Genomic DNA, 22,537 nt, shown 5'->3' with positions numbered 1-22,537 from the left:
CTGCATGGCGGATACGAAGAAAATCGCGGTCATCGCCGGCGACGGCATCGGTCCCGAGGTGGTCGCGGAAGCGATCAAAGTGATGAAGAAGACGGAAGAACTATACGGGCTGAGCTTCGAATTCGAGCACGGCCTGTTCGGCGGCATCGCGATCGACGAGAAAGGGACGCCGCTGCCGCAGGAGACGCTCGACATGTGCAAGGCGGCGGACGCGGTGCTGCTCGGCGCGGTCGGCGGTCCGAAGTGGGACAACAACCCGAAGGAGCTTCGCCCGGAGACAGGGCTGCTCGGCATCCGCAAGGCGCTCGGGCTGTTCTCGAACATCCGTCCGGCGAAAATTTTCGACTGCCTGAAAGACGCGTCGACGCTGAAACCGGAAGTGCTCGAAGGCACGGACCTGATCGTCGTGCGCGAACTGACCGGCGGCATCTACTTCGGCGACAAATTCCGCCGCGAAGGTGCGAATGGCGAAGAAGCGGTCGACACGTGCGTCTACAACGTGCATGAAGTCGAGCGCATCGTGCGCCAGGCGTTCGAAATCGCCCGCACGCGCCGCAAGAAGCTCGCTTCGGTCGACAAGGCGAACGTGCTCGAGACGTCCCGCCTCTGGCGCGAAGTCGTCAACCGGATCGCACCGGAATACCCGGACGTCGAGCTCGAGCATGTGCTGGTCGACAACTGCGCGATGCAGTTGCTGCGCCGTCCGGCGAGCTTCGACGTCATCGTGACGGAGAACATGTTCGGCGACATCCTGAGCGACGAGGCGGCCATGCTGACCGGCTCGATCGGCATGCTGTCCTCCGCTTCGCTCGGCGAAGGCGCATTCGGCCTGTACGAGCCGGTGCACGGCTCGGCGCCGGACATCGCGGGCCAGGGCATCGCCAACCCGATCGCGACGATTCTGTCCGTCGCGCTGATGTACCGACTGACGTTCGGCTACCATGAAGCCGCACAGTCGATCGAGGACGCCGTAGCCAGCGTGCTGGACGCCGGCCATCGGACGGCGGACATCGCGACCGACCGGAGCAAGGCGGTCGGCACGCAGCAAATGGGCGATCTGATCGTCTCCGCGATGAAATAATCCAATACGAGGCGCAAGAACACCGGACAAGCCGTGTCCGCCGCAAGGCGGATGCGGCTTTTTTGGTACAACGTGCCCAGATAAGCACGCATCTTCTAGCCGGTGAAAGTCCGGTCACGGGAGGGGCCAAGCCCCCGTGTAGCCAGGATACCTGCGTATGGCGAAATCTGTGCGTAGAAACGTATCGACGAAAGTACCTGTCAGAGACAGGGCGAGCAACCTGCCAGGCCGTAACATCAAGTGAATCCTGCCGCGTCGTCAAAAAGGCCTCGCAAGAGGGAAAAGAGAAAGCCGAGTCTCGCGTACATGGACAAAGGCCACGGAAGCTGCTCAGAACTTGGAGCGGCCGCGAAGAATCCTCCGGCGTAGAGGGAGCGGCATGGTATGAAAGAGGATGCAGTGAACGGGGGGAGGCCCTCCCCTGCACGGAACAATTCCGTAAAGAGGCACTCTATAAGCCCAAAAGGTGAAGTGAGCAGTCTGCAGTAAGGGAGTCCGAGGGGCTCATACCCAAAGGAACAGGTCTGCCGGCTGAACGTCTTATGGGAAGCAAGACGGAGAGTCCCGGGCGAATAAAGGCACGGCGGGAGTGGATGGGCAGACACTGGCAGACATCGAGAAGCAATGGAAAAAGAACTTTGTGCTCGAATGCCAGCGTCTCCTGAGGGAAGACAACTACCATCCCCAACCTGTAAGACCGGCCCGTCTCCAGGGAGCAACGAATTCGGGAATTGAACCAGTACATGGTGGGCTGGATTGGACACTTCCGACTGGCTTCGGCGAAAACGCACTGCACGACGTTCGACCAATGGATTCGCCGACGGCTGCGCATGTGTCTGTGGAAGCAATGGAAACGGGTATGGACACGTCAACATGAACTCCGGGCGTTGGGTGTGCCGGAATACTTCGTCCATATCATGGCTAAATCATGGCTAATTCTCGCCGTGGCCCATGGGAAATGTCCCGCAACCTAAACAATGCCCTTGACACCCGCTATTGGCGGGCGCAAGGGCTTGTCTGTCTGCTTGATCGCTATATGGCGTTTCGTTAACCTTTCGGAACCGCCGTATGCGGACCCGCATGTACGGTGGTGTGAGAGATCGGGGGCTAGCCGCCCCCTCCTACTCGATCCTTGAGGACGATTTTTATATTGACACTGATAATCATTATCAATACAATAATTTCATGTGAGAATGATTATCATATTCACTCACATTCTATAATATTTTCTCACGGGGAGGAGACTGTCTTCATGTTCCGCAATCGAATCGTGATCGCACTCATAACATTGGCGCTGCTGTTTTTCGCCGTTCCGGCCGACGGTGCCGGCCGGGCCGCCGCAGCCGAACGGCCAATCAAGGTGTCGCTGGACGGCCGCACGCTGTCCCTGAGCGCGGATCCGGTCATTGCCAATAATCGCACGCTCGTGCCGTACGCAAGCCTGGTGTCCGCCCTGGGCGGCAAGGCCGAATGGAACGCGCAGAGCAAAACGGTTACGGCGACCAGCGGCGATGTGACGGTGAAGCTGACGATCGGTTCCAGGACGGCGACGGTGAACGGCCAATCGGTCACGCTGGACGCCGCGCCGGTGATCCTCAACGACCGGACCTACGTGCCGCTCCGGTTCATCTCCGAGTCGTTCGGCAAATGGGTGTCCTACAGCAAGACGGCCGGCGTCGTCATCGAGAGCACGCGCACGATTAAGGCCAGCTCGGGCACCGTGACGCTCAAGAAGAAGCCGAGCCGCATCGTGACGCTGTCCACGGCGGACACGGAAATCGTGTATGCGCTGGGCGGCTCGGTCGTCGGCAGACCGACCGCCTCCGGCCCCGTCTATCCGCCGCAAGCCGCATCCGCTGTTGAAGTGGGGACGGCGCACGGCATCAACTTCGAGAATCTGGCTTCCGTGAAACCGGATCTGGTCGTCGCGAGCGAGGCGCTCAGGCAGCATGAAGGCACCATTCGGTCGCTCGGCGCCGAAGTCATTTTCAATTCGCACAATACATACCCCGAGATCCAGAACTCGGTGCGGATGTTCGGCACGATTCTCGGAGCGGAAGAGAAGGCCGAGGCCATCATCAAGGAGATGGACCAGAAGCTCGCCAAGCTTTCGAAACCTAAGCAAACGGTCAAGACGCTCATTGTCTACGGCGCGCCGGGAAGCTTTGTCGTCGCGCTGCCGGGCAGCTATCCGGGCAATTTCCTGGAGCTGGCGGGCGGCAAGAACGTGGCGGAGTCGTTCCCCAAGATGCAGAACATGCCGAATTACGCGGAACTGAGCCTGGAACGGGTCATCGCGGCCAATCCGGACCTCATCCTGTTCATCACCCACGGCGGCGATCCGGATGAGATCAAGAAGAGTTTCAAGAAGCAATACGAGTCGAACCCGGCGTGGGCCGGGTTGAGCGCGGTGAAGAACGACCGGTTCGAAGTGCTGCCGGCGAACCTGTTCGCAGCCAATCCGGGCATCCGGGCGCCGGAAGCGATCGAGGTCATCAACAAGTTTTTGAATCAGGTGAAATGATGCATGGCAACGACCGTCTCTCGTCCATTGACGGCGAACTCCGGGGTCAAGGCTTATGCGAAGAACGGAGCGGTACTGATCGGCAGCATCGTCTTGCTGCTGCTGGCCGTCCTCGCCGGCCTGATGAGCGGGGCGATCACGATTCCGGTGCCGGAAGTCTGGTCGGCGCTCACGAGCACATCCGAGACGGAGGCGCGGATGATCGTGTGGAATCTCAGGCTCCCGCGCGTCCTGACCGGCATGCTGGTCGGCATTAACCTGAGCATCGCGGGCGCGTTCCTGCAGGGCATTTTCCGCAATCCGCTCGCGGATCCCGGCATCATCGGCGTATCGTCCGGAGGCGGCCTCGCGGCCGTCATCATCATGATCCTGATGCCCGCACAGATAGGCTGGCTGCCGCTCTCGGCCTTCGCCGGCGCGCTCGCGGCCACGGTCGTCATTTACCTGCTGGCGTGGAAGGGCGGCGCATCGCCGGTCCGACTCATCCTGGCCGGCGTGGCCGTCAACGCGCTGCTCGGCGCCGCCATGTCCGGGCTCTTGATCCTGAACAGCGAGAAGGTGCAGTCCGTGTTGCCCTGGCTGTCGGGCACGCTGAACGGCCGCGGCTGGCCGCAGTGGGACACGCTGCTGCCGTACTCCATTGTCGGCGTCATCGCGTCGTTCTTTCTCATCAAGCAGGCCAATCTGCTCTCCCTGGGCGACGACACGGCCATAGTGCTGGGCGTCCGGGTGGAGAGCGGCAGGCTGCTCATCATCGTCGTGTCCGCCTTCCTGGCAGGGGCGGCGACCAGCATCGTCGGCATGGTCGGCTTCGTCGGCCTCGTCGTGCCGCATATCAGCCGGCTGCTCGTGGGGAACAATTACCGGATTCTGCTGCCGGTGTCCGCCATCCTCGGCGGAGCGCTGGTCGTCCTGGCGGATACGGCCGCACGCACGCTGTTCGATCCGATCGAGTTCCCGGTGGGCATCCTGCTCGCGCTGCTGGGCGCGCCGTTCTTCCTTTATCTGCTCCGCAAAGGGGTGAGACGATGACGCACGTGCTGGAGACGTCGGAGCTGATCTACGGCTATGATGCGAATCCGGTGGTCCAAGGGTTCAATCTGCGTGTCGAAAAGGGCGAGCGGATCGGCATCGTCGGCCCGAACGGTTCCGGCAAGTCGACGGTGCTCCGCATGCTCGCCCGGCTGCTCGTTCCGCGAAGCGGGGAAGTGTTCCTCGACGGGCAAAACATGGCGCAAATCCCGACAAAGGCGATCGCCCGGAGGCTGACGATGCTGGCACAATCCCGTGACGCGATGCTGGAGATGACCGTGCGGGATCTGGTGCGCCGCGGCCGCAATCCTTTTCTGAAGTGGTACGAGGAATGCAGGGGAGTGCACGAGATCATCGTCGACTGGGCGATCCGGGTGACAGGCCTCGCTGATCTGCAGCACCGCTCGCTGGCTGAACTGTCGGGCGGAGAGCGGCAGCGCGCGTGGCTTGCGATGTGCATGGCGCAGACGCCGACCATCCTGCTGCTGGACGAACCGACGACCTATCTCGACATCGCCCACCAACTGGAACTGATGGAGCTCGTGCGCAAGCTGAACGCGGAAAACGGCGTGACGGTGGTCATGGTGCTCCACGATTTGAACCAGGCCGCCCGCTATTGCAGCCGCATCATCGCCGTGAAGGAGGGCGCCGTCGTACGGGACGGCAGTCCGCGGGAGGTGTTTCAGCCGGATTTTTTCCGCGAGGTGTTCGGTGTGGAAGCGGAAGTCTGGCTGGATGACGGCGTGCCCGTTTTTCTGCCGAAAGGTCTTGCTCCCGCCGGAGCGTAATAGAAGGAGGAAGCGATATGCCGGTCAGGCAGCTTTCGCAGGAATTGGTGAGGTCGTTCGTGGCGGCGGCGCATTACGATCTGGAGAAGGTCAAGACGATGCTTCAGGAGGAGCCGGGGCTGCTGCATGCCGCGATGAACTGGGGCGACGACGATTGGGAGACGGCGCTCGGAGCCGCTTCCCACGTCGGACGGCGCGACATTGCGGAGTGGCTGCTGTCGCAGGGGGCGCGGATGGATATTTTCGCGGCGGCGATGCTGGGCGAGCTCGACATCGTCAAGGCGCTCATCGAGCGCTACCCGTTCATGGCGAAGGCGAGGGGCCCCCATGGTATCGGCCTGAAGCAGCATGCGATCATGGGCGGCGACAGGGCGAAGGCCGTGCTGGAGTATCTGAAAGCTTTCGATGATCCGGAGGAGGGATTCAGCGGCATGATCATGGTGGAAAACCGCATTGAAGTGAAACCCGGAACGGCGGATCTCGTGCTGGATCGGTTCCGCAAACCGAAATCCGTGCATACGTTCAAAGGCTTCGTCCGCATGGATGTGCTGCATTCGGTCAACGAGGCGGGGAACGAAGAGATCCGCGTCTGCACCACCTGGGAGTCGGAGGACGACTTCCGCGCCTGGTCGGAGAGCGATTCGTTCCGCAGCGCCCACGCCCGCCGCGCCGCGGCTGCGCAGGAGAAAGGCGAGCGGCAGGACGGGCCGATCATCGGCAACAAGGTGACGATTTACCAAGTGGTGGCGTCCCATCTGCCGGCGGAGACGGCGGCTGCGAAGGAGGCGGCAAGTTCATAAGATCAAGGAAAAGCCCTTCCGGATTCCGGTCGGAACCCGGGAGGGCGACGCATTGGATAACGGAAGATTCGCCCGTTTCCGTCCATTTTTCGACACGGTAGCGCAACCCTTCTCCGGGAGACGTGAAGTAAAAGAGCGTTTCGTTGATTTTGTCGCTTTCTTGAAAATTGATTTCAATATCCCGGCACACAGAACCGATACGAAAGGTGCAGCGATCAGAGAATGAAGAAGCGAATCGTGAAACAGCTCCTTCGTCACGTCAGGGAGAAGGGCCGCAGCTGGCCGAGAAAGAAATAAAACCAAATTTTCTTTGGTACTTTCAATCGAAAAAAATGACGAAAGCAGTCGAATTTCCTCGCCCGGATCCATTGCTCTCAAATATTTTTTGCCGGCGGCGTGAAGGAATTCGGGCTGGCGGCGGCGAATACAATGGGGCAAGGGAAGGATGATTCGGCTGAATCGGAGGTGACGTCGATGAGCTTCTGCTGCGGCGCGAGCATGATTGGCACGAGGGGGACGATGAAGCATTTCCGCACGTTCATCCACAATGTGCCGATTCTGTTCTGTCCGGTCTGCCATCGTGTCGAAATCCATCACCTGGTCGAACAGGAATACGAATTGCTCGCGGAATACGCGCACGGAGACGGCGCTTCCGAGGTTGATTTCCGCGACTATGTCGATCAGGATCGCGAAGAGCTGCTCGCGAACTGCGTCAATCACGAGGACGAGGATCCGATGGAGATCGTGCTGAACCAGATCGACATGGCGCTCGATCTGCTGGCCGTCGCCAAACGGCTCGGCGATCAGGAATGGGAAGAGCAGCTGAAGCGGCGGCTTACCGCCCTGAACAACCGGCGCAACAAGCTGGCGCAGCGGCGGCCGAGCGGCCGGCGCACTTGACTTCGTCGTCATCCGTTACGACAGCCTCCCGCAAGGAGGCTGTTTTTTTGCTCCGGGAGATGGTACGCCTTCCAAAGCGGACGTCGACAGCCGTTTTTTGCATGTACCCTCCGAAAAATGGACGGGCCCGCGAAGATTGTCTGATTAGAGGTGGAGCGGTTGTTACTTCTACTGATCAAGCGGCTGTTCGGCAAGCCCGGATCCGGCGGAAGCGCGCGGGATGGCGCGCAGGCACCGCCGGAGACGGTCGTGGCCCGCATCCGGGCAGGGGACGACGCGCTCCGCGAATCGTTCATCGCGGACTACCGCCCCTATATCGCCAAAGCGGCAAGCCGCTTCTGCAAACGATATATCGATCCGTCGCGCGATGACGAATACAGCATCGCCCTTGCCGCGTTCAATGAGGCGATCGACGGCTATGATGACAACGCCGGAAAATCGTTCCTCGGCTTCGCCGACACGGTCATCCGCAGACGTCTGATCGACTATGTCCGCAAGGAGCAGCGCCACGCCCGGTCTCTGCCAATGAGCGCCTTCGAAGGCGAGCAGGGCGGCGAATCGCCCGTGAACGCCGCGGAGACGGCAGGCGCGATGGACGCGTATGTCTCCGAGCGGCTGTCGGAATCCCGTCGGCTGGAGATCGAAGCGCTGGCCGAGCGGCTTGAGCGATGCGGCATCTCGTTCACCGATCTCGCTGACCGGTCGCCCCGGCATGCCGACTCCCGCGCCATGCTGCTCGGCATCAGCGCGGAGCTGGCGAGCCGGCCCGAACTGATGGCCGTCATGGAGCGGCACGGCCGTCTGCCGATCAAGGAACTGATGGAATACTGCCAGGTATCGCGCAAGACGCTTGAGCGAAACCGGAAATATATCATGGCGACCGCCCTGATTCTGTCGGGCGACTTTCCGTTGTTGCAGTCCTATTTACAGCCGGCCGTGCAGGAAGCGGCGGCATCGAGGGAGGTGGGATCGTGAGAAGGGGAATCGTCATGGCCGCGAATCGGCGCAGCCTGGTCGTCCTGACGCCGGAAGGCGAATTCGTGGAAGTGCCCGGCAGCCCGGGAGAGGTCGGCGAGGAGATCGGCTTTTCGCTGCTGCGCCGAGAGGCATTGCACCGACGGCTCCTGCTTACCGCCACCGCGGCCGCCGTTCTGCTCCTTATGGCTTTCGCGCTGCCGAGGCTGTCGATTTTCGACGAACCGAAGGTCGCGGCCTATGTGGCGATCGACATCAATCCGAGTGTCGAGATCGGCGTGGACAAGCGCCGCAGCGTCGTTGAGCTCCAAGCGCTCAATCCGGACGGCGAGCGGGTGATCGAAGGCGTCGAATACAGGAAAAGGCCGGTCGGCGAGGTTGCGGCGGACATCATTCGCAACGCGGAGGAAGCGCAATATTTGCAGGACGGCGGCGAAGTGTTCGTCACCAGCATGGCGGCGGGCACGGCCGAGCATTTCGAAGAGGAACTGATGCAGGAGATCGATCAGGCCGTCCATGCGGCGGCGCAGCGTTCCGTCGCGAATGAGGGGACGGTCACAGCCGGGACGGTTGCTGAAGATCCGGGATCGGATTACGGATCAGATTCCGGATCGGGATCCGGATCGGGATCGCAAGCGGGATCGGGAGCGGCTGCGGATGCACCCGATGCAACGGGTCCGGCCTTGAGGAGCAACCCGGATGCGGCTTCCGCGCAAAACATTGAGGTGACGATCGTTCGCGCTCCGGGCGAACTGCGGGAGACGGCGCAGGCGAACGGCGTATCGCCGGGCAAGATGGCGGTCTATCTGCTGGCGGAAAAACAGGGGCTGCCGATCTCGCTGGATGACCTCAAGAAGGGATCGATCCGGCAGGCGGTCGAACCGTACGGCGGCATCTCCGGCTTGCTCGGCGACGGGCAGTCGGACGAAGAGCGGAAACGCGAACTCGCCGAACTGCTGGCCAAAGAGGCGGTGAAAGCGCAGAATAATTCCGCGGGTTCAGGCAATGGAAAGGCGGCATCGGCGAACGCCGGGAAGAAGGCTTCCGCGGACGCAGGCAATAAGGCGTCGCCAAACGCCGGCAAGAAGGACAAGCAGGCATACCGGTCGAATGAGAAGGCCGGCAAGGCGAAGAAGTCCGTGGAGAAAGCGGAGAAAGTCCGGCAGTCCGCGGGACAGTCCGCATGGCTGGCGGCCTGGAAGGCGGAGCAGACGGCCGGCCGGAATCAGCGCGACACCGTGTCGAACGATCGCAAGCCGGAACGGCAGACGCCGGATTGGCTGCAGCGCGAGGCATCGTCGTCCGCGCGCACAGCGGAGCAGCAGACAGCCGGCCGGAAGCAACAGAAGCAGCAGGAGGAGAAGATACAGCAAGAACAGAAAAAACAGGAACATAAGAAGCTGCAAGAGCTGAGGCAACAGCAGGAGCGGGAGAAGCGTCAGGAACAGAAGAAACAACGGGAACAGCAGGAACAGATGAAGCAGAAACAGCAGGAGCAGAAAAAACAGCAAGAGCAAAAACAGCAGAATCGACAAGATCAGAAACAGCAGAAGGAGCAAGAGCAGAATCGGCAAAAACAACAGGAGCAGTATCAACAGAAAAGGAGCTCAAACGACAAATATCGGAGTTATGGACAAAATTCCCGCGGCCGGCATGACGGAGCAGGCGAGCGGAAGGCGGAACGGCAGCAGGACGATCGACCCGGCTCCCGGGATGTTCAAATGGCCGGATTTATGCGGTCCGGAGCAGATTCCGCCGCTTATGCCGGAGGCGAAGGTCCGGGTCCCAGGCGGCAATGAGCGGCCCGGACCAGGAAGGAAGAAACGGCTTAAGCGACCACACAAATCGACAAACTCTTCGGTTGACACGCTGTCATGCCCGTCTCTATGATTAGGGTAACCGAGGTTTGGAATGACTGCGCATCCAGGATCAACAACGGAGGCGATGCCGATTGGTTTGGATGGCGGGTGGAACCCTTAGCCCAGGTGCCGACTTTTCCGTCCGGAATGCGGAGGAGGGCGGTTTGATGTTGTCGACCAGCAGGCGTTATTTTCCCGCGCTTGCAGCCTATTTGCGAACCGAATCGCCGGTCTCGCTTCAGAATGCGGTCGAATTGGGCCGTACATTGGAGGGGGTTCAGCCGGAAGATATCGTCGCGATGCACCACGCCGCCGTACAGATGCTGATTGCCAATGCGGAGCCGGAGGAAGCGCTTGGCATCTATGACCGGTCGTTTCCGTTTCTAATTGAAACCATGACGGCTTTCCGCGGCAAGAAACTGCAAACCGGACCGACGTTTGAATGGTACACGGAAATGAAGGAGCAGCTAAACCGCTCGCGCCGCTCGGTTGTTGATGTCAAAAACAAGTATGAAAGCGTTCTGCAGCACATGGATTGCGGCATCGCTCTGTTTGACAGCGAAGGCACGCTGTCCTTCATCAATCTGCAGGTGGCGAAGTTGCTCGACGTTCCGAGGAAAACGCTTGCAGGCTGCAACCTGCGCAATATTCTTTTCCACCCGCAGCTCAAGCGTTCCGTCAAACGGATGATTCTCCGGATTTGCAAGGAAATGGTGCTGAAGCGCTCCCGGTATTTCGAAATGCAGGACGCGCAGGGGCGCCATCTGCTCATCACCATCACGTACGGCGACCAACTGGACGGCCAATATCTGGTCAGTGTCAAGGATGTGTCCGAGTTCAAGCAGATCGAGCAGACGGCCTATCAGAACGACAAGCTCGCCATGCTCGGCAAAATCGCGGCATCCATCGCGCACGAGATCCGCAATCCCCTCACGTCGATCCGCGGCTTCATTCAACTGCTCAGGCCGCATCTGATGACGCTCGGCAAAGAGGAATACGCGTGCATCATCCTCGACGAGATCGACCGCGCGAACGACATCATCTATGAATTTCTCAACTCGAGCAAGCCTTCCGCACCGATGGCGCAGATCGTCACCATTGAATCGCTGCTGAAGGAAGTCATGCTGCTGTCGGAGAGCGAAGCGATCATGCGAGGCTGCCAGATGCATCTTGAAGCGTACGACGCACAGGCGAAAGTATCGATCGATGTCAAGCAGATCAAGCAGGTGATGCTGAACATCGTCAAGAACGCGCTCGATGCGATCACCGAACTCGGCGGCGCAAGGAGCGGGCGCATCGACATCATCGCACGGAAAGACGGCGCATTCGTCGAGATTGCCGTCCGCGACAACGGCAAAGGGATGGACCAGTCGACGATGAGCCGCCTGTTCGATCCGTTCTTCACGACGAAACAACAGGGTACCGGGCTGGGACTTTCGGTCAGCTACCGCATCATCCGAAATCACGGCGGAACGATCCGGGTGAACAGCCGTCCGGGCGAAGGAACGGAGTTCAAGATCTATTTGCCTTCGGTGGATTAAAGCATTAGAATCGGGTTAGCGCCCGATTCTTTTGCTTTTCATGGGATGGGCAAAGCATTGCGGTTTGGAGGATGGATCTTGGGAATCGAATTTCATTATACAAGCGGTCTGCAGGAAGCGCTGGAATCTGCCGGGACGGCCGTCGTCTTCGCGGGACCGGAAGCCGGAGAGGCAGCCGGCAAGGCTGACGGCCCGCTTCCCCCCGCACTGGCGGAAGCGATCGGCCGGTTCCGAACGTCCGGCCTGTTCAAGGGCGAGGCGGGCGGCACCCAGACCTTCCCGACGCTCGGGACGATGAAAGCCGGATATGTCGTGCTCGCGGGCATCGGCGACGGTACGGCCGATGCGCTGCGCCAGGCGGGAGCGGCCGCGGCGAAAGCTTGCAAGCAGCTCAAGACGGAGAACATCTGCGTCCTCATCGGCCCGGAACTGCTGAAGGGCGGGGCGGAGAAAGACGCGGAGGAGGCGGTGCGGCTCCGCGCGCAGGCGCTGGCGGAAGGCTTCATGCTCGGCGCCGCCGCCCGCGTGCCGCAGCGCCGGGAGCAGCCGGAGGAGCCGAAGCTGCGCGTCGTGTTCGCACCCGCGGAACCGGCGGCGGACCCTTCGGCGGAGGCGTTTCAGGCGGGCATGCGCCGGGGACGGATGTTCGGCGAAGCGGTCGCCTATGCCCGCCGGCTCACGAATCTGCCGGGCAACATGCTGACGCCGGAGATGCTGGCGCTCGAAGCTGAAGCGCTGGCCAACGAATTTGAGCTCGACATCGAAGTGATCGATGAATGGACTGCGGCGGAGCTGGAGATGGGCGGGCTGCTCGGCGTCGGCCAGGGTAGCGCCAATCCGCCGCGCATGATCGTCCTGCACTATGAAGGCGCGCCGGATGCGAAGGAGAAGCTTGGCCTCATCGGCAAAGGCATCACGTTCGACACCGGGGGCATTTCGCTCAAGCGCGCGGACGGCATGGAGGAGATGATCTCCGACATGGCCGGCGCCGCTGCGGTGCTCGGCGCGATGCGGGTGATCGCCGAGGCGAAACCCGCCGTCAACGTCGTCGCCGTCATTCCGGCGGCGGAGAACATGCCGTCGGACCGGGCGCTGAAGCCCGGCGACGTGCTCAAGACGATGAGCGGCCGGACGGTCGAAGTCGTCAACACCGACGCCGAAGGCCGGCTCGTGCTGGCCGACGGGCTGACGACCGCCATCCGGCGCGGCGCGACCCGGCTCATCGACGTGGCGACGCTGACCGGCGCCGTCATGGTCGCCCTCGGCGACGTCGCGACCGGCGCGGTGACGAACGACGACGCGTTCCTCGCCGAACTGATCGAAGCTAGCCGCAGGACGGGCGAGCGGATCTGGCAGCTGCCGTCCTGGCCGGAATACCGCAAACAACTCGAGAGCGATGCCGCCGATCTGAAGAACAGCGGCGGCCGCCATGCCGGCACGATTACGGGCGGGCTGTTCATCGGCGAATTCGCCGACGGACTGCCGTGGATTCACCTGGACATCGGCGGAACCGCCTGGTTGTTCAAGGACAGAGGCTGGGACATGAAGGGGGCAACCGGCGTCATGACGCGGACGCTGGCCGAATATGTACTGCAGCTCGGAGCGGCTCGGACAACGGCATGACGAAGACGTAACACCCGAGAAGGAGCATCGATATGCCGCAGATTGCGTTTCTGAAGGCGTTCCGCTTCCGGCGGAACGCCACCGAGCAGCGCCGCTGGCTGCAGACGTCGGTGATCGAGGGCATTCCCGCCACGATCATCGGCAACATTCTGGGCGGTCCGATTCTGACCGCCTTCCTTCTTTATTTGAAGGCGGGGTCGACGGCGGTCGGCCTCGTGCTCGCCATCCAGTCGCTCGCGAACATCGTGCAGGTGTTCGCCGCGTTCTTCATGCAACGGATGGAGAACCGGAAATTCTGGATGGCGCTGTCCGGGATTCTGCACCGGATGTTCTGGGTGCTGACCGGACTGATTCCCGTGCTGCTGCCGGTGCCGGCGCGCGTGCCGGCATTCGTCGCGCTGTTCGCCTGCTCGTTCATCAGCGCCGCCGTGAGCGGCGTCGTCTGGTCTTCGCTCATGAGCGACATGGTCCCTGCGCAGGTGCGCGGACGCTATTTCGGCGTGCGGAATACGGTGCACTGGGCGTTCGCCAGCATCGCGCTGCTCCTGTCGGGTCAAATTCTGGAAAGCGCCGGTTCCCCGGGCGCCGGATTCGCCATCCTGTACTTGACGGCGGCAATCTGCACGGTATGGAACGGAATCATGCTGCTCCGCTATCCGAATCTGCCGTTTGAGAAATCGCAGGAGACATCCGGCGTCGGCCGGCTGCTGAAGCCGGTCCGCGACCGGGCGTTCATGACCGCGACCGGATTCATCGCGCTGTTCATCCTGATCCAGAACGCGGCCGTCCCGCTGTTCTCCTACGTCATGCTGGATATACTCGGGGTCAGCTACACGGCGGTTACGGTCGTCACGACCGTCCAGATGATCGTCATGATGATCAGCTACTACGCCTGGGGAAGCCTGAACGCACGGTATCCGGCCTTCAAGCTGCTTCTGTGCAGCCTGCCGTTCATCGCGCTCGCGTGCCTGCTGTGGGCAGGGCTTGCGTTCCTGCCCGTGCTCGCCGTGCTGGTGCTGGTCCACGTTGCCCTCGGGATCGGACAGGGCGGATACAATCTGCTGAACTTCACCTTCCTGATCGGCGATACGCCGAAGGCGGACCGGCCGATGTATATCGCCGTATTCGCGGCGGCCACCGGACTTATGGGGTTCGTCGGGCCGCTCATCGGCGGCATCCTTTACGACGCCATTGCCGATGGTCCGGCCTGGATGGGACAGTACGGCGTCTCGATGTTCACGGGACTGATCATGATGGCGCTGACGGGAGCGGGACCGTTCATTCTGTCGGCTTCCCGGCGTTCCCGGTGATTTTTGCGGATTTTCATGCATTTTATCCATGATTTCTGAGACTTGTGCAGTAGACGCGCAGGCGCACCGGGGGTAAAATGGGACTCGTATTGTGACAATTGTGCGAAGGATTCCGGACAGAGAACGGCATCGCGATTATGGAGCGGGAGGCAGCATGGGCATACGGAGCAAGGAAACGCCTGATTTCGAACGCGTGTTCATGGACGCGGGCGGCCGCAAGGGCCGGCCGTTCAGGACGTTGTGGAGGCTTTATCGGGGACAGCGCATCAATCTGCTGCTGTCGCTTCTCTTTTTCATCATCAAACATTCGCCCGTATGGATCATGTCGGTGCTCACCGCGGACATGATCAACATCATCAGCAAGCCGGATGCCGATCTGAAGTGGTTCTGGATCGACGCGGCCGTCCTGTTCGTGGTCGTGCTGCAGAACATCGCCACGCAGACGCTGCATGTCAGCTTCATGAGCCGCTCCTCGCGGCTGATGGAAGCCGGGCTGCGCGGCACGATGATGCGGAAGCTGCAGCATCTGTCCATGTCGTATCACAGCGAGCTACGCTCGGGCAAAATGCAGGCGAAAGTGCTGCGCGACGTCGAGCAGATCGAGCTGCTCAGCAAGCAGGTCATGTATTCGTTCGTGCCGGCGATCCTGAACATCATCGCCGCCGTGACGATCGCGGCCGCCACGAGCCTGGCCGTCGCCTCGCTGTTCATCGTGCTGCTGCCGTTCGCGGGCGGACTCGTCTATTTCTTCCGGAACAAAATCCGCCAGCGCAATCGGGACTTCCGGCGGCAGATCGAGGAAATGTCCGGCGCCGTGGCCGAGTCGGTCGAGATGCTGCCGGTGACGAAGGCGCACGGGCTCGAGGACATCGAGATCGAGAAGGTGAACGGCACGCTCGTCAATCTGCGCGGCAAGGGGTACCGGCTCGACATCACGGAAGCGGTGTTCGGCGCCTCGGGCTGGGTGACGTTCACGCTGTTCCAGGTCATCTGTCTCACGTTCACCTGCATGCTGGCTTATCAGGGCCGGATCCAGATCGGTGACGTCGTCATGTACCAGGGGCTGTTCGGCACGATCATGATGTCGATCAGCAACCTGATCAACGTCTATCCGCAGTTCGCCAAAGGTTTCGAGTCGATCCACTCCGTCACCGAAGTGCTCGCCTCGACCGAGACGGACGAGTATCAGGGCACGAAGGTGCCGGACAACATCCGCGGCGAATTCCGCTTCGAGAACGTCCACTTCCACTACAAAGATACGGACAAACACGTGCTGAACGGCTTCACGCTGCACGTGAAGCCCGGCGAGACGATCGCGCTCGTCGGCGAATCCGGCGCGGGCAAGTCGACCGTGCTCAATCTGGCGATCGGCTTCTACCGGCCGACGAACGGCCGCATCCTGCTCGACGGCGTGCCGTTCGACGAGCTGGACATGCGCGCCTACCGCCGCCAGATCGCGGTCGTGCCGCAGAACACGGTGCTCTTCTCCGGCACGATCCGCCAGAACATCACGTATGGTCTTACGAATGTGTCGGAGGAAGAGCTCGAGCGCGTCATCCGGATGGCGAACCTGCAGGACGTCATCGCCGCCATGCCCGACGGGCTGGACACGATGATCGGCGAGCACGGCGGCAAGCTGTCCGGCGGCCAGCGGCAGCGGATCGCGATTGCGCGCGCGATGATCCGCAATCCGCGCATCATCTTCCTCGACGAAGCGACCTCCGCGCTCGACAACATCTCGGAGTTCGTCGTCCAGAAGGCGATGCGCGAACTGATCCGCGGCCGGACGACGTTCATCGTCGCGCACCGGCTGTCGACGATACGCGACGCCGACCGGATCGTCGTCATGAAGAACGGCCGCATCCAGGAAGTCGGCAGCTACGAAGAGCTGATGCAGCGGCGCGGGGAGTTCTATCAATTGAAACAGCTGCAGGCGTGACAATCGTTCGGCGAAGTCCGGAAAATACAGGGATGTTAATCCTGTATTTCCGGACTTTTTTAGTTTGTGTGAAGCGTGAGAATGGTCGTGTGTCCAATATGGAACCAAACCTTGCAAATTTTTAGGTTTAACGCAATAACAAAAGACGATTCATCATGCAAATCGCATACGGCTTTTACAGTGTTGAAAGCACTTTTAGTTATTGCATCATTGTCGTTCCTCCGGCAAATCCCACATCAGATGATTGCAAAGGGGATGCAAAGAACATGAGAAAGCGGACGGCCGTTGCGGTTGCCTGTTTGTTGTTCCTGACGGCATGCCAGTCGGCGCTGCCCGGCATCAGGCAGGATGAAAAAAGCAATCTGAGCGGCACGCTCAGGGTGGCGCTGCTCGGAGGGGCTGAGACGAAGGAGAGGGAACGAATGTGGAGATTGAAGTGCTGGATCTGGACTATTTTTTTGGGGAACACGAAGACCGTGAAGACGTTGCTGGAGAGCACGGCGGAATGGCAGCCGGACATCATCGAGATGACGCCCGCAGAAGCCCGGACCTTGGCGCAGGATCAGGTCGTCAGTCTGGCGGAATGGATCTGAGCCGATGGAAGGATGGACGATGACGGAGTTCGGCGAGCTTGTCCGGACGCTTGTGGATGCGAACGCACAGGTGTTGCTGACGTCCGATCTGGAAACGGCGCAGCCCTTCATCGAAAATCTGGGCGGTTCGTTCCCGGCCCAGTACGAGGCGACTGCGGGCATTCTGGATAGCGACGCGAACGCTGCGGCGCTGAAAGCTTACCTGAGCGTCGTACCCGAGGCCGCCTTGCTCAACAATCCATATCTCATGTCTGACGGCCTGCCCGCATTGGGTGTCGCCTGGGCGTCCCGGCATTACAAAGTGGACGGATCCGCTTTTCGGGTGGTAAATTGAAAGAAAATGCCAGAAAGCGGATCGGAGCGTGAACGGAGTGGGAGAAAGCCGTACATCGGTGGATCTTTTTCAGAGCGCATTGTACAAGACGAACGCCGCGGTGATCGCGACTGAAGATATGGTGCTGGTCGTCGACCCGTGCTGGCTGCCGGGAGAGGTGGAGCGGATCCGGGCGCATGTCGGGGACATCCGGGCCGGACGGCCGGTGTATCTGCTGTTCACCCACTCGGATTTCGACCATATTCTCGGCTGGGGCGCCTTCCCCGGCGCTTCTGTCATCGCGAGCGAAAGCTTCGCGGCCAAGCCCGGGAACGAACGGGAAGCAATCCTCGAAGAGATCCGCGCCTTCGACGACGGCTATTACCTTGACCGGGACTATCCGATCGCTTACCCGGCCGTCGATCACGTCATCTCCGGCGACGGCGCTACGCTGGACATCGGTGGGACGCGGCTCGTCTTCTACCAAAGCCCGGGCCACAACCCGGACGGACTGTTCACGATCGTCGAGCCGCTCGGCGTCTGGATCGCGGGAGATTATCTGTCCGATGTCGAGTTTCCGTTCATTCATCACAGCAGCCTGCTGTACGAGGAGACGCTGGCGAAGGCGGAGCCGATCCTCGGGCGGCATCGGGTGAGCCTGCTGATCCCCGGGCACGGATCCTGCACATCGGACGTCAATGAAATCCGGCGGAGGCGGGACAGGGACATCGCGTACATCGCGCGTCTCAGGGAGTTGGTCAGGGAGGGCGACCAGGCGGCAATCGACGCGCTGATCGATGGTTACGCCTATCCGCGGAACATGCGGGACGATCACCGGAAGAACCAGGAGCGCATCCGCGGCGAGCTTGGAATCTGAATCATGGCCGGCGTGTTACGGCTGGCCGCCGCCGAAGGGATGGTCGACGATATAGCGCCAGGTGCCGTCCGGCTGCCGTCTGACGATTTCCGAGGTATAGCCCTCGATTCGAATCGGACGGCCGTCCGGACCTTCGGCCCGAAAGACAAAGTGCCCGCGCAGCAAGGCGATGTTTTCGAAGCGGATGCAGTGGACGTTGCGGGATTCCATGCGGCCGTTCTGCCGCAGCAAATCCTCAAGCTCAATCTGAATCTGTCCGGTTCCCCGAAGCGGATTGCCGTCCGGTTGAACCAGTACGGCATCGGGTTCGTACAATGCGAGCAGGTTGTCGATGCTGCCGGAGTTGCAGGCTTCCGCAAACGCGGCGTTCATGTCTTCCGGATTCATGACCGGTTTCGGTTGAGCGGATGGATTCATGCCGGACGCCTCCTTCAATGGCATGTTGTCGTTTGCAAGTGTATCTGATTTTGATCAACCCGGGAAGTACGCAGAATATGTTGACTCAGTCAGCAAAAGCTGACCGCGGGAGGCGTGAAGTAATGCCTTATCAGGGCGGGGTGTACGGCTGTCCGGTCGAAGAGGCGCTGCACATGATCAGCGGGAAATGGAAGCCCCGGATCATCCATGAGCTGCTCGGGCAGACGAGGCGATTCAGCGAGCTTCAGCGGCTCATCCCCGGCATGTCCCGGCATGTGCTGACGACGCAACTTCGGGAATTGGAAGCCGACAACATTGTGGAACGCACCGTTTACCCGACCGTTCCCCCGAAGGTGGAGTACAGCCTGACCGATTTCGGGAGAAGCCTGGAGCCCGTGCTGGAGCAATTGGTCGGCGTCGGGGAGCGGTATATTTCGTTGCGGAAGAATGAAGCAGTGGAGAAATGATCGGAAGGAGAGGAGAAGCGTGAAAAAAGCGTTCCTGCTTGCGCTCGTCGCCGCTGCCATCATGGCAACCGCCGGCTGCATGAACGGCGAAGGCATGCAAGAGCAGAGCGGGCCGCTGCCGTTGCTGCAATACGAGCACATGCGAAAATCAGCGAGGGCAAGACAGGATTCGAACAAGCCGGAGATTCCACCATCCGGTTTCTGGAGATCGACCTGGAACAGGATCAGATTGAACGCATCATGGACTGGTACAATGATGTGGCTTCCGAAAGACACGCATGGCTGGCCGATGCCGAAGGTCATAGTGCCAGCGTCAATTTGGGATCGTGTTCCGTCTGGGCTCCCGTGATGAGGTTCGAATTCAATACACATCAAGCGGGGACACCCTGATCACGGCCTTTCATCCTTTCTAGGCCTGCAAGATCAACGACCAGGAGATCGCGGTGTTTTTCAATGAATTGTTGCATTCCCCAATATAAAATGGCGCTTCCGTGACGGCCTCAAAAATCTGTTATAATTGATCCGAACGATACAGATGATTCAGGGAGGGGCAGCTTTGGACACAGCAAAATACGGCATCCCGCTGCCGGGATTCGCCGAATTCTGTCGGAAGGTCGCGGCGGAAGGCGCGGTATTGCTGAAGAACGACGGACAGGTGCTGCCGCTTCGGCCGGGCGACAACGTCGCCGTATTCGGACGATGCCAAATTGACTATTACCGCAGCGGCACCGGATCGGGCGGCAGCGTGAACGTGCCGTACACGACGAATCTGCTGGACGGCCTCCGGAGCAAGAAGCAGATTCGCGTCAACGAGGAGCTGGCGTCCGTCTATGCGCGGTGGATCGGGGAGAACCCGTTCGACAACGGCGGCGGCGGATGGGCGGCCGAGCCGTGGCATCAGAAGGAAATGCCGCTGACGGACGAACTGGTGGCGGCCGCCCGGGCCGTGTCGAACAAGGCGGTCGTCGTCATCGGCCGGACGGCGGGCGAGGACAAGGACAACGTCATCGAACCGGGAAGCTGGCTGCTGACCGATGACGAGCTGGCGATGCTGGAGCGGGTGACGGCGCATTTCGAGCAGACGGCCGTCGTGCTCAACGTGTCGAACATCATCGACATGAGCTGGCTGGACAGCGGGCGCTTCAAGCATCCGATCCCGTGCGTCATCTACGCATGGCACGGCGGGATGGAAGGCGGCAACGCGATCGCCGATGTGCTCGCGGGCGATGTGACGCCGAGCGGCAAGCTGACCGACACGATCGCCCGGTCGATCGACGATTACCCGTCGACGCGCAATTACGGGGACGAGTTCCGGAATTATTACCAGGAAGATATCTACGTCGGGTACCGCTATTTCGAGACATTCTGTCCGGACAAGGTGCTGTTCCCGTTCGGGTACGGCATCTCCTACACGACGTTCCGGATCGAGCCCGAAGAGGCGAGACTGGCCATCCGGGACGGAGAAAAAAGAATCTCCCTGGGCGTCACCGTCACCAACACCGGCACGGAATACGCGGGGCGGGAGGTCGTGCAGCTTTATTACGAAGCGCCGCAGGGCAAGCTGGGCCGGCCGGCGCGCGAACTGGCAGCGTTTGCAAAGACGCGGCTGCTGGGGCCCGGCGAGTCGGAGCGGCTCGTGCTCGAGTTCCCGGTGCGCCGAATGGCCGCCTACGACGACGGCGGCGCGACGGGGCACCGGTCCGCCTACGTGCTGGAAGCGGGGACATACGTCCTGCATGCCGGGACGAGCGTCCGGGACGCGGCCCCCGTCCGCTTCGAGGGCGGGGAAGGCTATACCGTGCCCGAGCTCGTTGTCGTGGAACAGCTCGAGGAAGCGCTGGCGCCGACCGAACCGTTCAAGCGGATGAAGCCGGGGGCGCGCAAGGCGGACGGCACGTATGAGCTGGCATACGAAGAGGTGCCGACGCGCCGCATTTCGCTCGCCGAGCGGATCCGTGAGCGGCTGCCCGAGCCGATTCCGTATGCCGGCGACCGCGGCTATACGCTGCGGGATGTCGAGGCGGGCAAGGTGAGCCTGGAAGACTTCGTCGCCCAGCTGACCGACGAAGACCTGGCCGTCCTCGTCCGCGGCGAAGGCATGATCAACCCGCTGGTTACGCCGGGCACGGCTTCCGCCTTCGGCGGCCTGAGCGACCGGCTGTTCCAGAAGTTCGGCGTGCCGATCGGCTGCACGGCCGACGGCCCGTCGGGCATCCGCATGGACAGCGGGCACCAGGCGACGCAGGTGCCGATCGGCACGCTGCTGGCGGCCACCTGGGATGTTGAACTGGTGGAAGAGCTGTACGTGCTCGAAGGCAAGGAACTGGTCAGCAACGACATCGACGTGCTGCTCGGTCCCGGCATGAACCTGCGGCGCAACCCGCTGAACGGCCGGAACTTCGAATATTTCTCGGAAGATCCGCTCGTGACGGGCCTGTTCGGCGCGGCCTGCGTGCGGGGCATCATGCGCGGCGGCTCGAATGCGACGCTGAAGCATTTCGCCTGCAACAACCAGGAGAAATATCGGACGAAGGTCAACGCGGTCGTCTCGGAACGCGCGCTGCGCGAACTGTATTTGCGCGGCTTCGAAATCGCGGTGAAGCAGGGCGGCGCGAACGCGATCATGACGGCCTACAATCCGGTCAACGGCGTCTGGACGGCGTCGAACTACGATCTGAACACGACGATTCTGCGCGGAGAATGGGGATTTGAGGGCATCGTCATGACCGACTGGTGGGCGAGCATGAACGATCCCGTGGAAGGCGGCGAATCCAGCCGGCAGAATACGGCGGCCATGGTGCGCGCGCAGAACGACCTGTACATGGTCGTGCCGAACTACGGCGCGGAGACGAACGCGATGGGCGACAATACGATGGAAGCGCTGGCGGCCGGCAAGCTGACGCGCGGCGAACTGCAGCGCAGCGCCCTGAACATCCTCCGCTTCCTGATGCAGGCGCCGGTGTTCCGGCGCAAGCAGGAGCCCGAGAAGACGTTCGAAGCTTCTCCGGCCGATCCCGCGCAGGCGCCTTCGCCGGATAAGGTGCAGTCGGCTGACGGGCAGCATCAGATCAAGCTGCCCGCGGACGGCCCGGCGTGGCTTTCGATCAGCCGGTCCGGCGAATACCGGATGCTGGCGGGCGTCATGTCGCCGGAGTTCTTCACGGCCCAGAGCGCGTGCAACGTGTATCTGAATGGCCGGCTCACGGCGACGGTGCAGACGAATGGCACGGCCGGCCAGTGGATTCCGCGGAAACTGGCGAAGGTTCGGCTGGAAGCGGGGCTTTACGAGCTCAGGGTCGAACCGGTCAAGGCGGGCATCCAGGTGGATTGGATCGCGTTCAAACCGATTGAAGCGTAGTTTTTGGACAGCCCGGGATTCGGCATTTGCCGGATGCCCGGGTTTTTTTTCTCGGCCGGAAGGCGGGCTTGCCTCATAAGCGGCGACCGAACGGGAAGAAAGTCTCAGTTTCGTGGAAGCATTTTCCGATATATATACCG

20 protein-coding genes and 2 pseudogenes are annotated in these 22,537 nt (G+C 61.3%); 21 read left to right on the top strand and 1 reads right to left on the bottom strand.

The features are described 5' to 3' along the window. The first annotated feature begins 4 nt into the window (after positions 1-4). From leuB to C6W55_RS08055, 18 genes and pseudogenes are all read left to right on the top strand, one after another. Positions 5-1,081: a 3-isopropylmalate dehydrogenase gene (gene leuB, locus C6W55_RS08140; protein WP_286892292.1), complete on the top strand. Its 1,077-nt coding sequence runs from the start codon at positions 5-7 to the stop codon at positions 1,079-1,081. Positions 1,082-1,779: 698 nt separating this feature from the next. Then, positions 1,780-2,132, top strand: a pseudogene (locus C6W55_RS08135) (group II intron maturase-specific domain-containing protein); the annotation flags it as partial. A 201-nt stretch (positions 2,133-2,333) separates the two neighbouring features. Then, complete coding sequence (locus C6W55_RS08130; RefSeq protein WP_286892290.1) at positions 2,334-3,605, top strand: ABC transporter substrate-binding protein; 1,272 nt, start codon at positions 2,334-2,336, stop codon at positions 3,603-3,605. A gap of 3 nt (positions 3,606-3,608) precedes the next feature. Further along, complete coding sequence (locus tag C6W55_RS08125) at positions 3,609-4,637, top strand: FecCD family ABC transporter permease (protein WP_286892289.1); 1,029 nt, start codon at positions 3,609-3,611, stop codon at positions 4,635-4,637. Further along, a complete protein-coding gene (locus C6W55_RS08120) occupies positions 4,634-5,425 on the top strand; it encodes an ABC transporter ATP-binding protein (protein ID WP_286892288.1) in 792 nt (263 codons plus the stop codon). Before C6W55_RS08125 ends, C6W55_RS08120 begins: the two co-directional genes overlap by 4 nt. A gap of 17 nt (positions 5,426-5,442) precedes the next feature. Then, positions 5,443-5,820 (top strand): annotated as a pseudogene (locus C6W55_RS08115) (ankyrin repeat domain-containing protein); the annotation flags it as partial. 36 nt (positions 5,821-5,856) lie between these two features. Continuing rightward, positions 5,857-6,225, top strand: coding sequence for an antibiotic biosynthesis monooxygenase (locus tag C6W55_RS08110; RefSeq protein WP_353682023.1), 369 nt, complete (start codon positions 5,857-5,859; stop codon positions 6,223-6,225). Positions 6,226-6,277: 52 nt separating this feature from the next. Further along, positions 6,278-6,451 (top strand): hypothetical protein, encoded by a 174-nt coding sequence (locus C6W55_RS08105; RefSeq protein WP_286892287.1) that lies wholly within the window; start codon positions 6,278-6,280, stop codon positions 6,449-6,451. Between the two features lie 248 nt (positions 6,452-6,699). Beyond that, on the top strand, positions 6,700-7,125 hold the full coding sequence (locus C6W55_RS08100) for a hypothetical protein (RefSeq protein ID WP_286892335.1): 426 nt from the start codon (positions 6,700-6,702) through the stop codon (positions 7,123-7,125). A 159-nt stretch (positions 7,126-7,284) separates the two neighbouring features. Continuing rightward, the gene (sigI, locus tag C6W55_RS08095) at positions 7,285-8,100 is read left to right on the top strand and encodes an RNA polymerase sigma factor SigI (protein ID WP_286892286.1); all 816 of its coding nucleotides are present in this window, start codon (positions 7,285-7,287) and stop codon (positions 8,098-8,100) included. After that, entirely contained in the window at positions 8,097-9,899 is a 1,803-nt protein-coding gene (locus C6W55_RS08090) for an anti-sigma factor domain-containing protein (protein ID WP_286892285.1), read from the top strand. The genes sigI and C6W55_RS08090 overlap by 4 nt, the downstream gene beginning before the upstream one ends. A 227-nt stretch (positions 9,900-10,126) precedes the next feature. Then, the gene (locus C6W55_RS08085) at positions 10,127-11,500 is read left to right on the top strand and encodes an ATP-binding protein (RefSeq protein ID WP_286892284.1); all 1,374 of its coding nucleotides are present in this window, start codon (positions 10,127-10,129) and stop codon (positions 11,498-11,500) included. Between the two features lie 78 nt (positions 11,501-11,578). Next, positions 11,579-13,123, top strand: a complete 1,545-nt coding sequence (locus tag C6W55_RS08080; protein ID WP_286892283.1) for a leucyl aminopeptidase — start codon at positions 11,579-11,581, stop codon at positions 13,121-13,123. Positions 13,124-13,155: 32 nt separating this feature from the next. Continuing rightward, the gene (locus C6W55_RS08075) at positions 13,156-14,433 is read left to right on the top strand and encodes an MFS transporter (protein WP_286892282.1); all 1,278 of its coding nucleotides are present in this window, start codon (positions 13,156-13,158) and stop codon (positions 14,431-14,433) included. A 154-nt stretch (positions 14,434-14,587) separates the two neighbouring features. After that, positions 14,588-16,372 (top strand): ABC transporter ATP-binding protein, encoded by a 1,785-nt coding sequence (locus tag C6W55_RS08070; protein ID WP_286892281.1) that lies wholly within the window; start codon positions 14,588-14,590, stop codon positions 16,370-16,372. Between the two features lie 266 nt (positions 16,373-16,638). After that, on the top strand, positions 16,639-16,965 hold the full coding sequence (locus tag C6W55_RS08065; protein ID WP_015253965.1) for a hypothetical protein: 327 nt from the start codon (positions 16,639-16,641) through the stop codon (positions 16,963-16,965). Between the two features lie 19 nt (positions 16,966-16,984). Continuing rightward, complete coding sequence (locus C6W55_RS08060; RefSeq protein WP_015253966.1) at positions 16,985-17,299, top strand: hypothetical protein; 315 nt, start codon at positions 16,985-16,987, stop codon at positions 17,297-17,299. Between the two features lie 58 nt (positions 17,300-17,357). Then, positions 17,358-18,155: an MBL fold metallo-hydrolase gene (locus tag C6W55_RS08055; RefSeq protein WP_232427752.1), complete on the top strand. Its 798-nt coding sequence runs from the start codon at positions 17,358-17,360 to the stop codon at positions 18,153-18,155. Positions 18,156-18,170: 15 nt separating this feature from the next. On the opposite strand, the gene C6W55_RS08050 is transcribed toward C6W55_RS08055, so the two are convergent. Continuing rightward, positions 18,171-18,572, bottom strand: coding sequence for a YybH family protein (locus tag C6W55_RS08050; protein ID WP_015253968.1), 402 nt, complete (start codon positions 18,570-18,572; stop codon positions 18,171-18,173). A 122-nt stretch (positions 18,573-18,694) separates the two neighbouring features. On the opposite strand from C6W55_RS08050, the gene C6W55_RS08045 reads away from it, so the two are divergent. From C6W55_RS08045 to C6W55_RS08035, 3 genes are all read left to right on the top strand, one after another. Then, a complete protein-coding gene (locus C6W55_RS08045) occupies positions 18,695-19,039 on the top strand; it encodes a winged helix-turn-helix transcriptional regulator (protein ID WP_015253969.1) in 345 nt (114 codons plus the stop codon). 19 nt (positions 19,040-19,058) lie between these two features. After that, on the top strand, positions 19,059-19,388 hold the full coding sequence (locus tag C6W55_RS08040; RefSeq protein ID WP_286892280.1) for a hypothetical protein: 330 nt from the start codon (positions 19,059-19,061) through the stop codon (positions 19,386-19,388). 207 nt (positions 19,389-19,595) lie between these two features. Further along, positions 19,596-22,397 (top strand): glycoside hydrolase family 3 protein, encoded by a 2,802-nt coding sequence (locus C6W55_RS08035; RefSeq protein ID WP_015253971.1) that lies wholly within the window; start codon positions 19,596-19,598, stop codon positions 22,395-22,397. The last annotated feature ends 140 nt before the right edge of the window (positions 22,398-22,537 follow it).

Source organism: Thermobacillus sp. (assembly GCF_003390775.1).
In the GTDB taxonomy this organism is placed as follows: domain Bacteria; phylum Bacillota; class Bacilli; order Paenibacillales; family Paenibacillaceae; genus Thermobacillus; species Thermobacillus xylanilyticus.
The sequence above is the reverse complement of the archived record's forward strand: the minus strand, read 5'-3'. Positions and strand labels throughout refer to the sequence as shown.

Coding starts and splice junctions, on each gene's coding strand:
- C6W55_RS08045 (WP_015253969.1), top strand. CDS start 18,695: ATGCCTTATCAGGGCGGGGTGTACGGCTGTCCGGTCGAAGAGGCGCTG.
- C6W55_RS08060 (WP_015253966.1), top strand. CDS start 16,985: ATGACGGAGTTCGGCGAGCTTGTCCGGACGCTTGTGGATGCGAACGCA.
- C6W55_RS08125 (WP_286892289.1), top strand. CDS start 3,609: ATGGCAACGACCGTCTCTCGTCCATTGACGGCGAACTCCGGGGTCAAG.
- C6W55_RS08110 (WP_353682023.1), top strand. CDS start 5,857: ATGATCATGGTGGAAAACCGCATTGAAGTGAAACCCGGAACGGCGGAT.
- C6W55_RS08075 (WP_286892282.1), top strand. CDS start 13,156: ATGCCGCAGATTGCGTTTCTGAAGGCGTTCCGCTTCCGGCGGAACGCC.
- leuB (WP_286892292.1), top strand. CDS start 5: ATGGCGGATACGAAGAAAATCGCGGTCATCGCCGGCGACGGCATCGGT.
- C6W55_RS08130 (WP_286892290.1), top strand. CDS start 2,334: ATGTTCCGCAATCGAATCGTGATCGCACTCATAACATTGGCGCTGCTG.
- C6W55_RS08085 (WP_286892284.1), top strand. CDS start 10,127: ATGTTGTCGACCAGCAGGCGTTATTTTCCCGCGCTTGCAGCCTATTTG.
- C6W55_RS08100 (WP_286892335.1), top strand. CDS start 6,700: ATGAGCTTCTGCTGCGGCGCGAGCATGATTGGCACGAGGGGGACGATG.
- C6W55_RS08070 (WP_286892281.1), top strand. CDS start 14,588: ATGGGCATACGGAGCAAGGAAACGCCTGATTTCGAACGCGTGTTCATG.
- C6W55_RS08065 (WP_015253965.1), top strand. CDS start 16,639: ATGAGAAAGCGGACGGCCGTTGCGGTTGCCTGTTTGTTGTTCCTGACG.
- C6W55_RS08050 (WP_015253968.1), bottom strand. CDS start 18,572: ATGAATCCATCCGCTCAACCGAAACCGGTCATGAATCCGGAAGACATG.
- C6W55_RS08120 (WP_286892288.1), top strand. CDS start 4,634: ATGACGCACGTGCTGGAGACGTCGGAGCTGATCTACGGCTATGATGCG.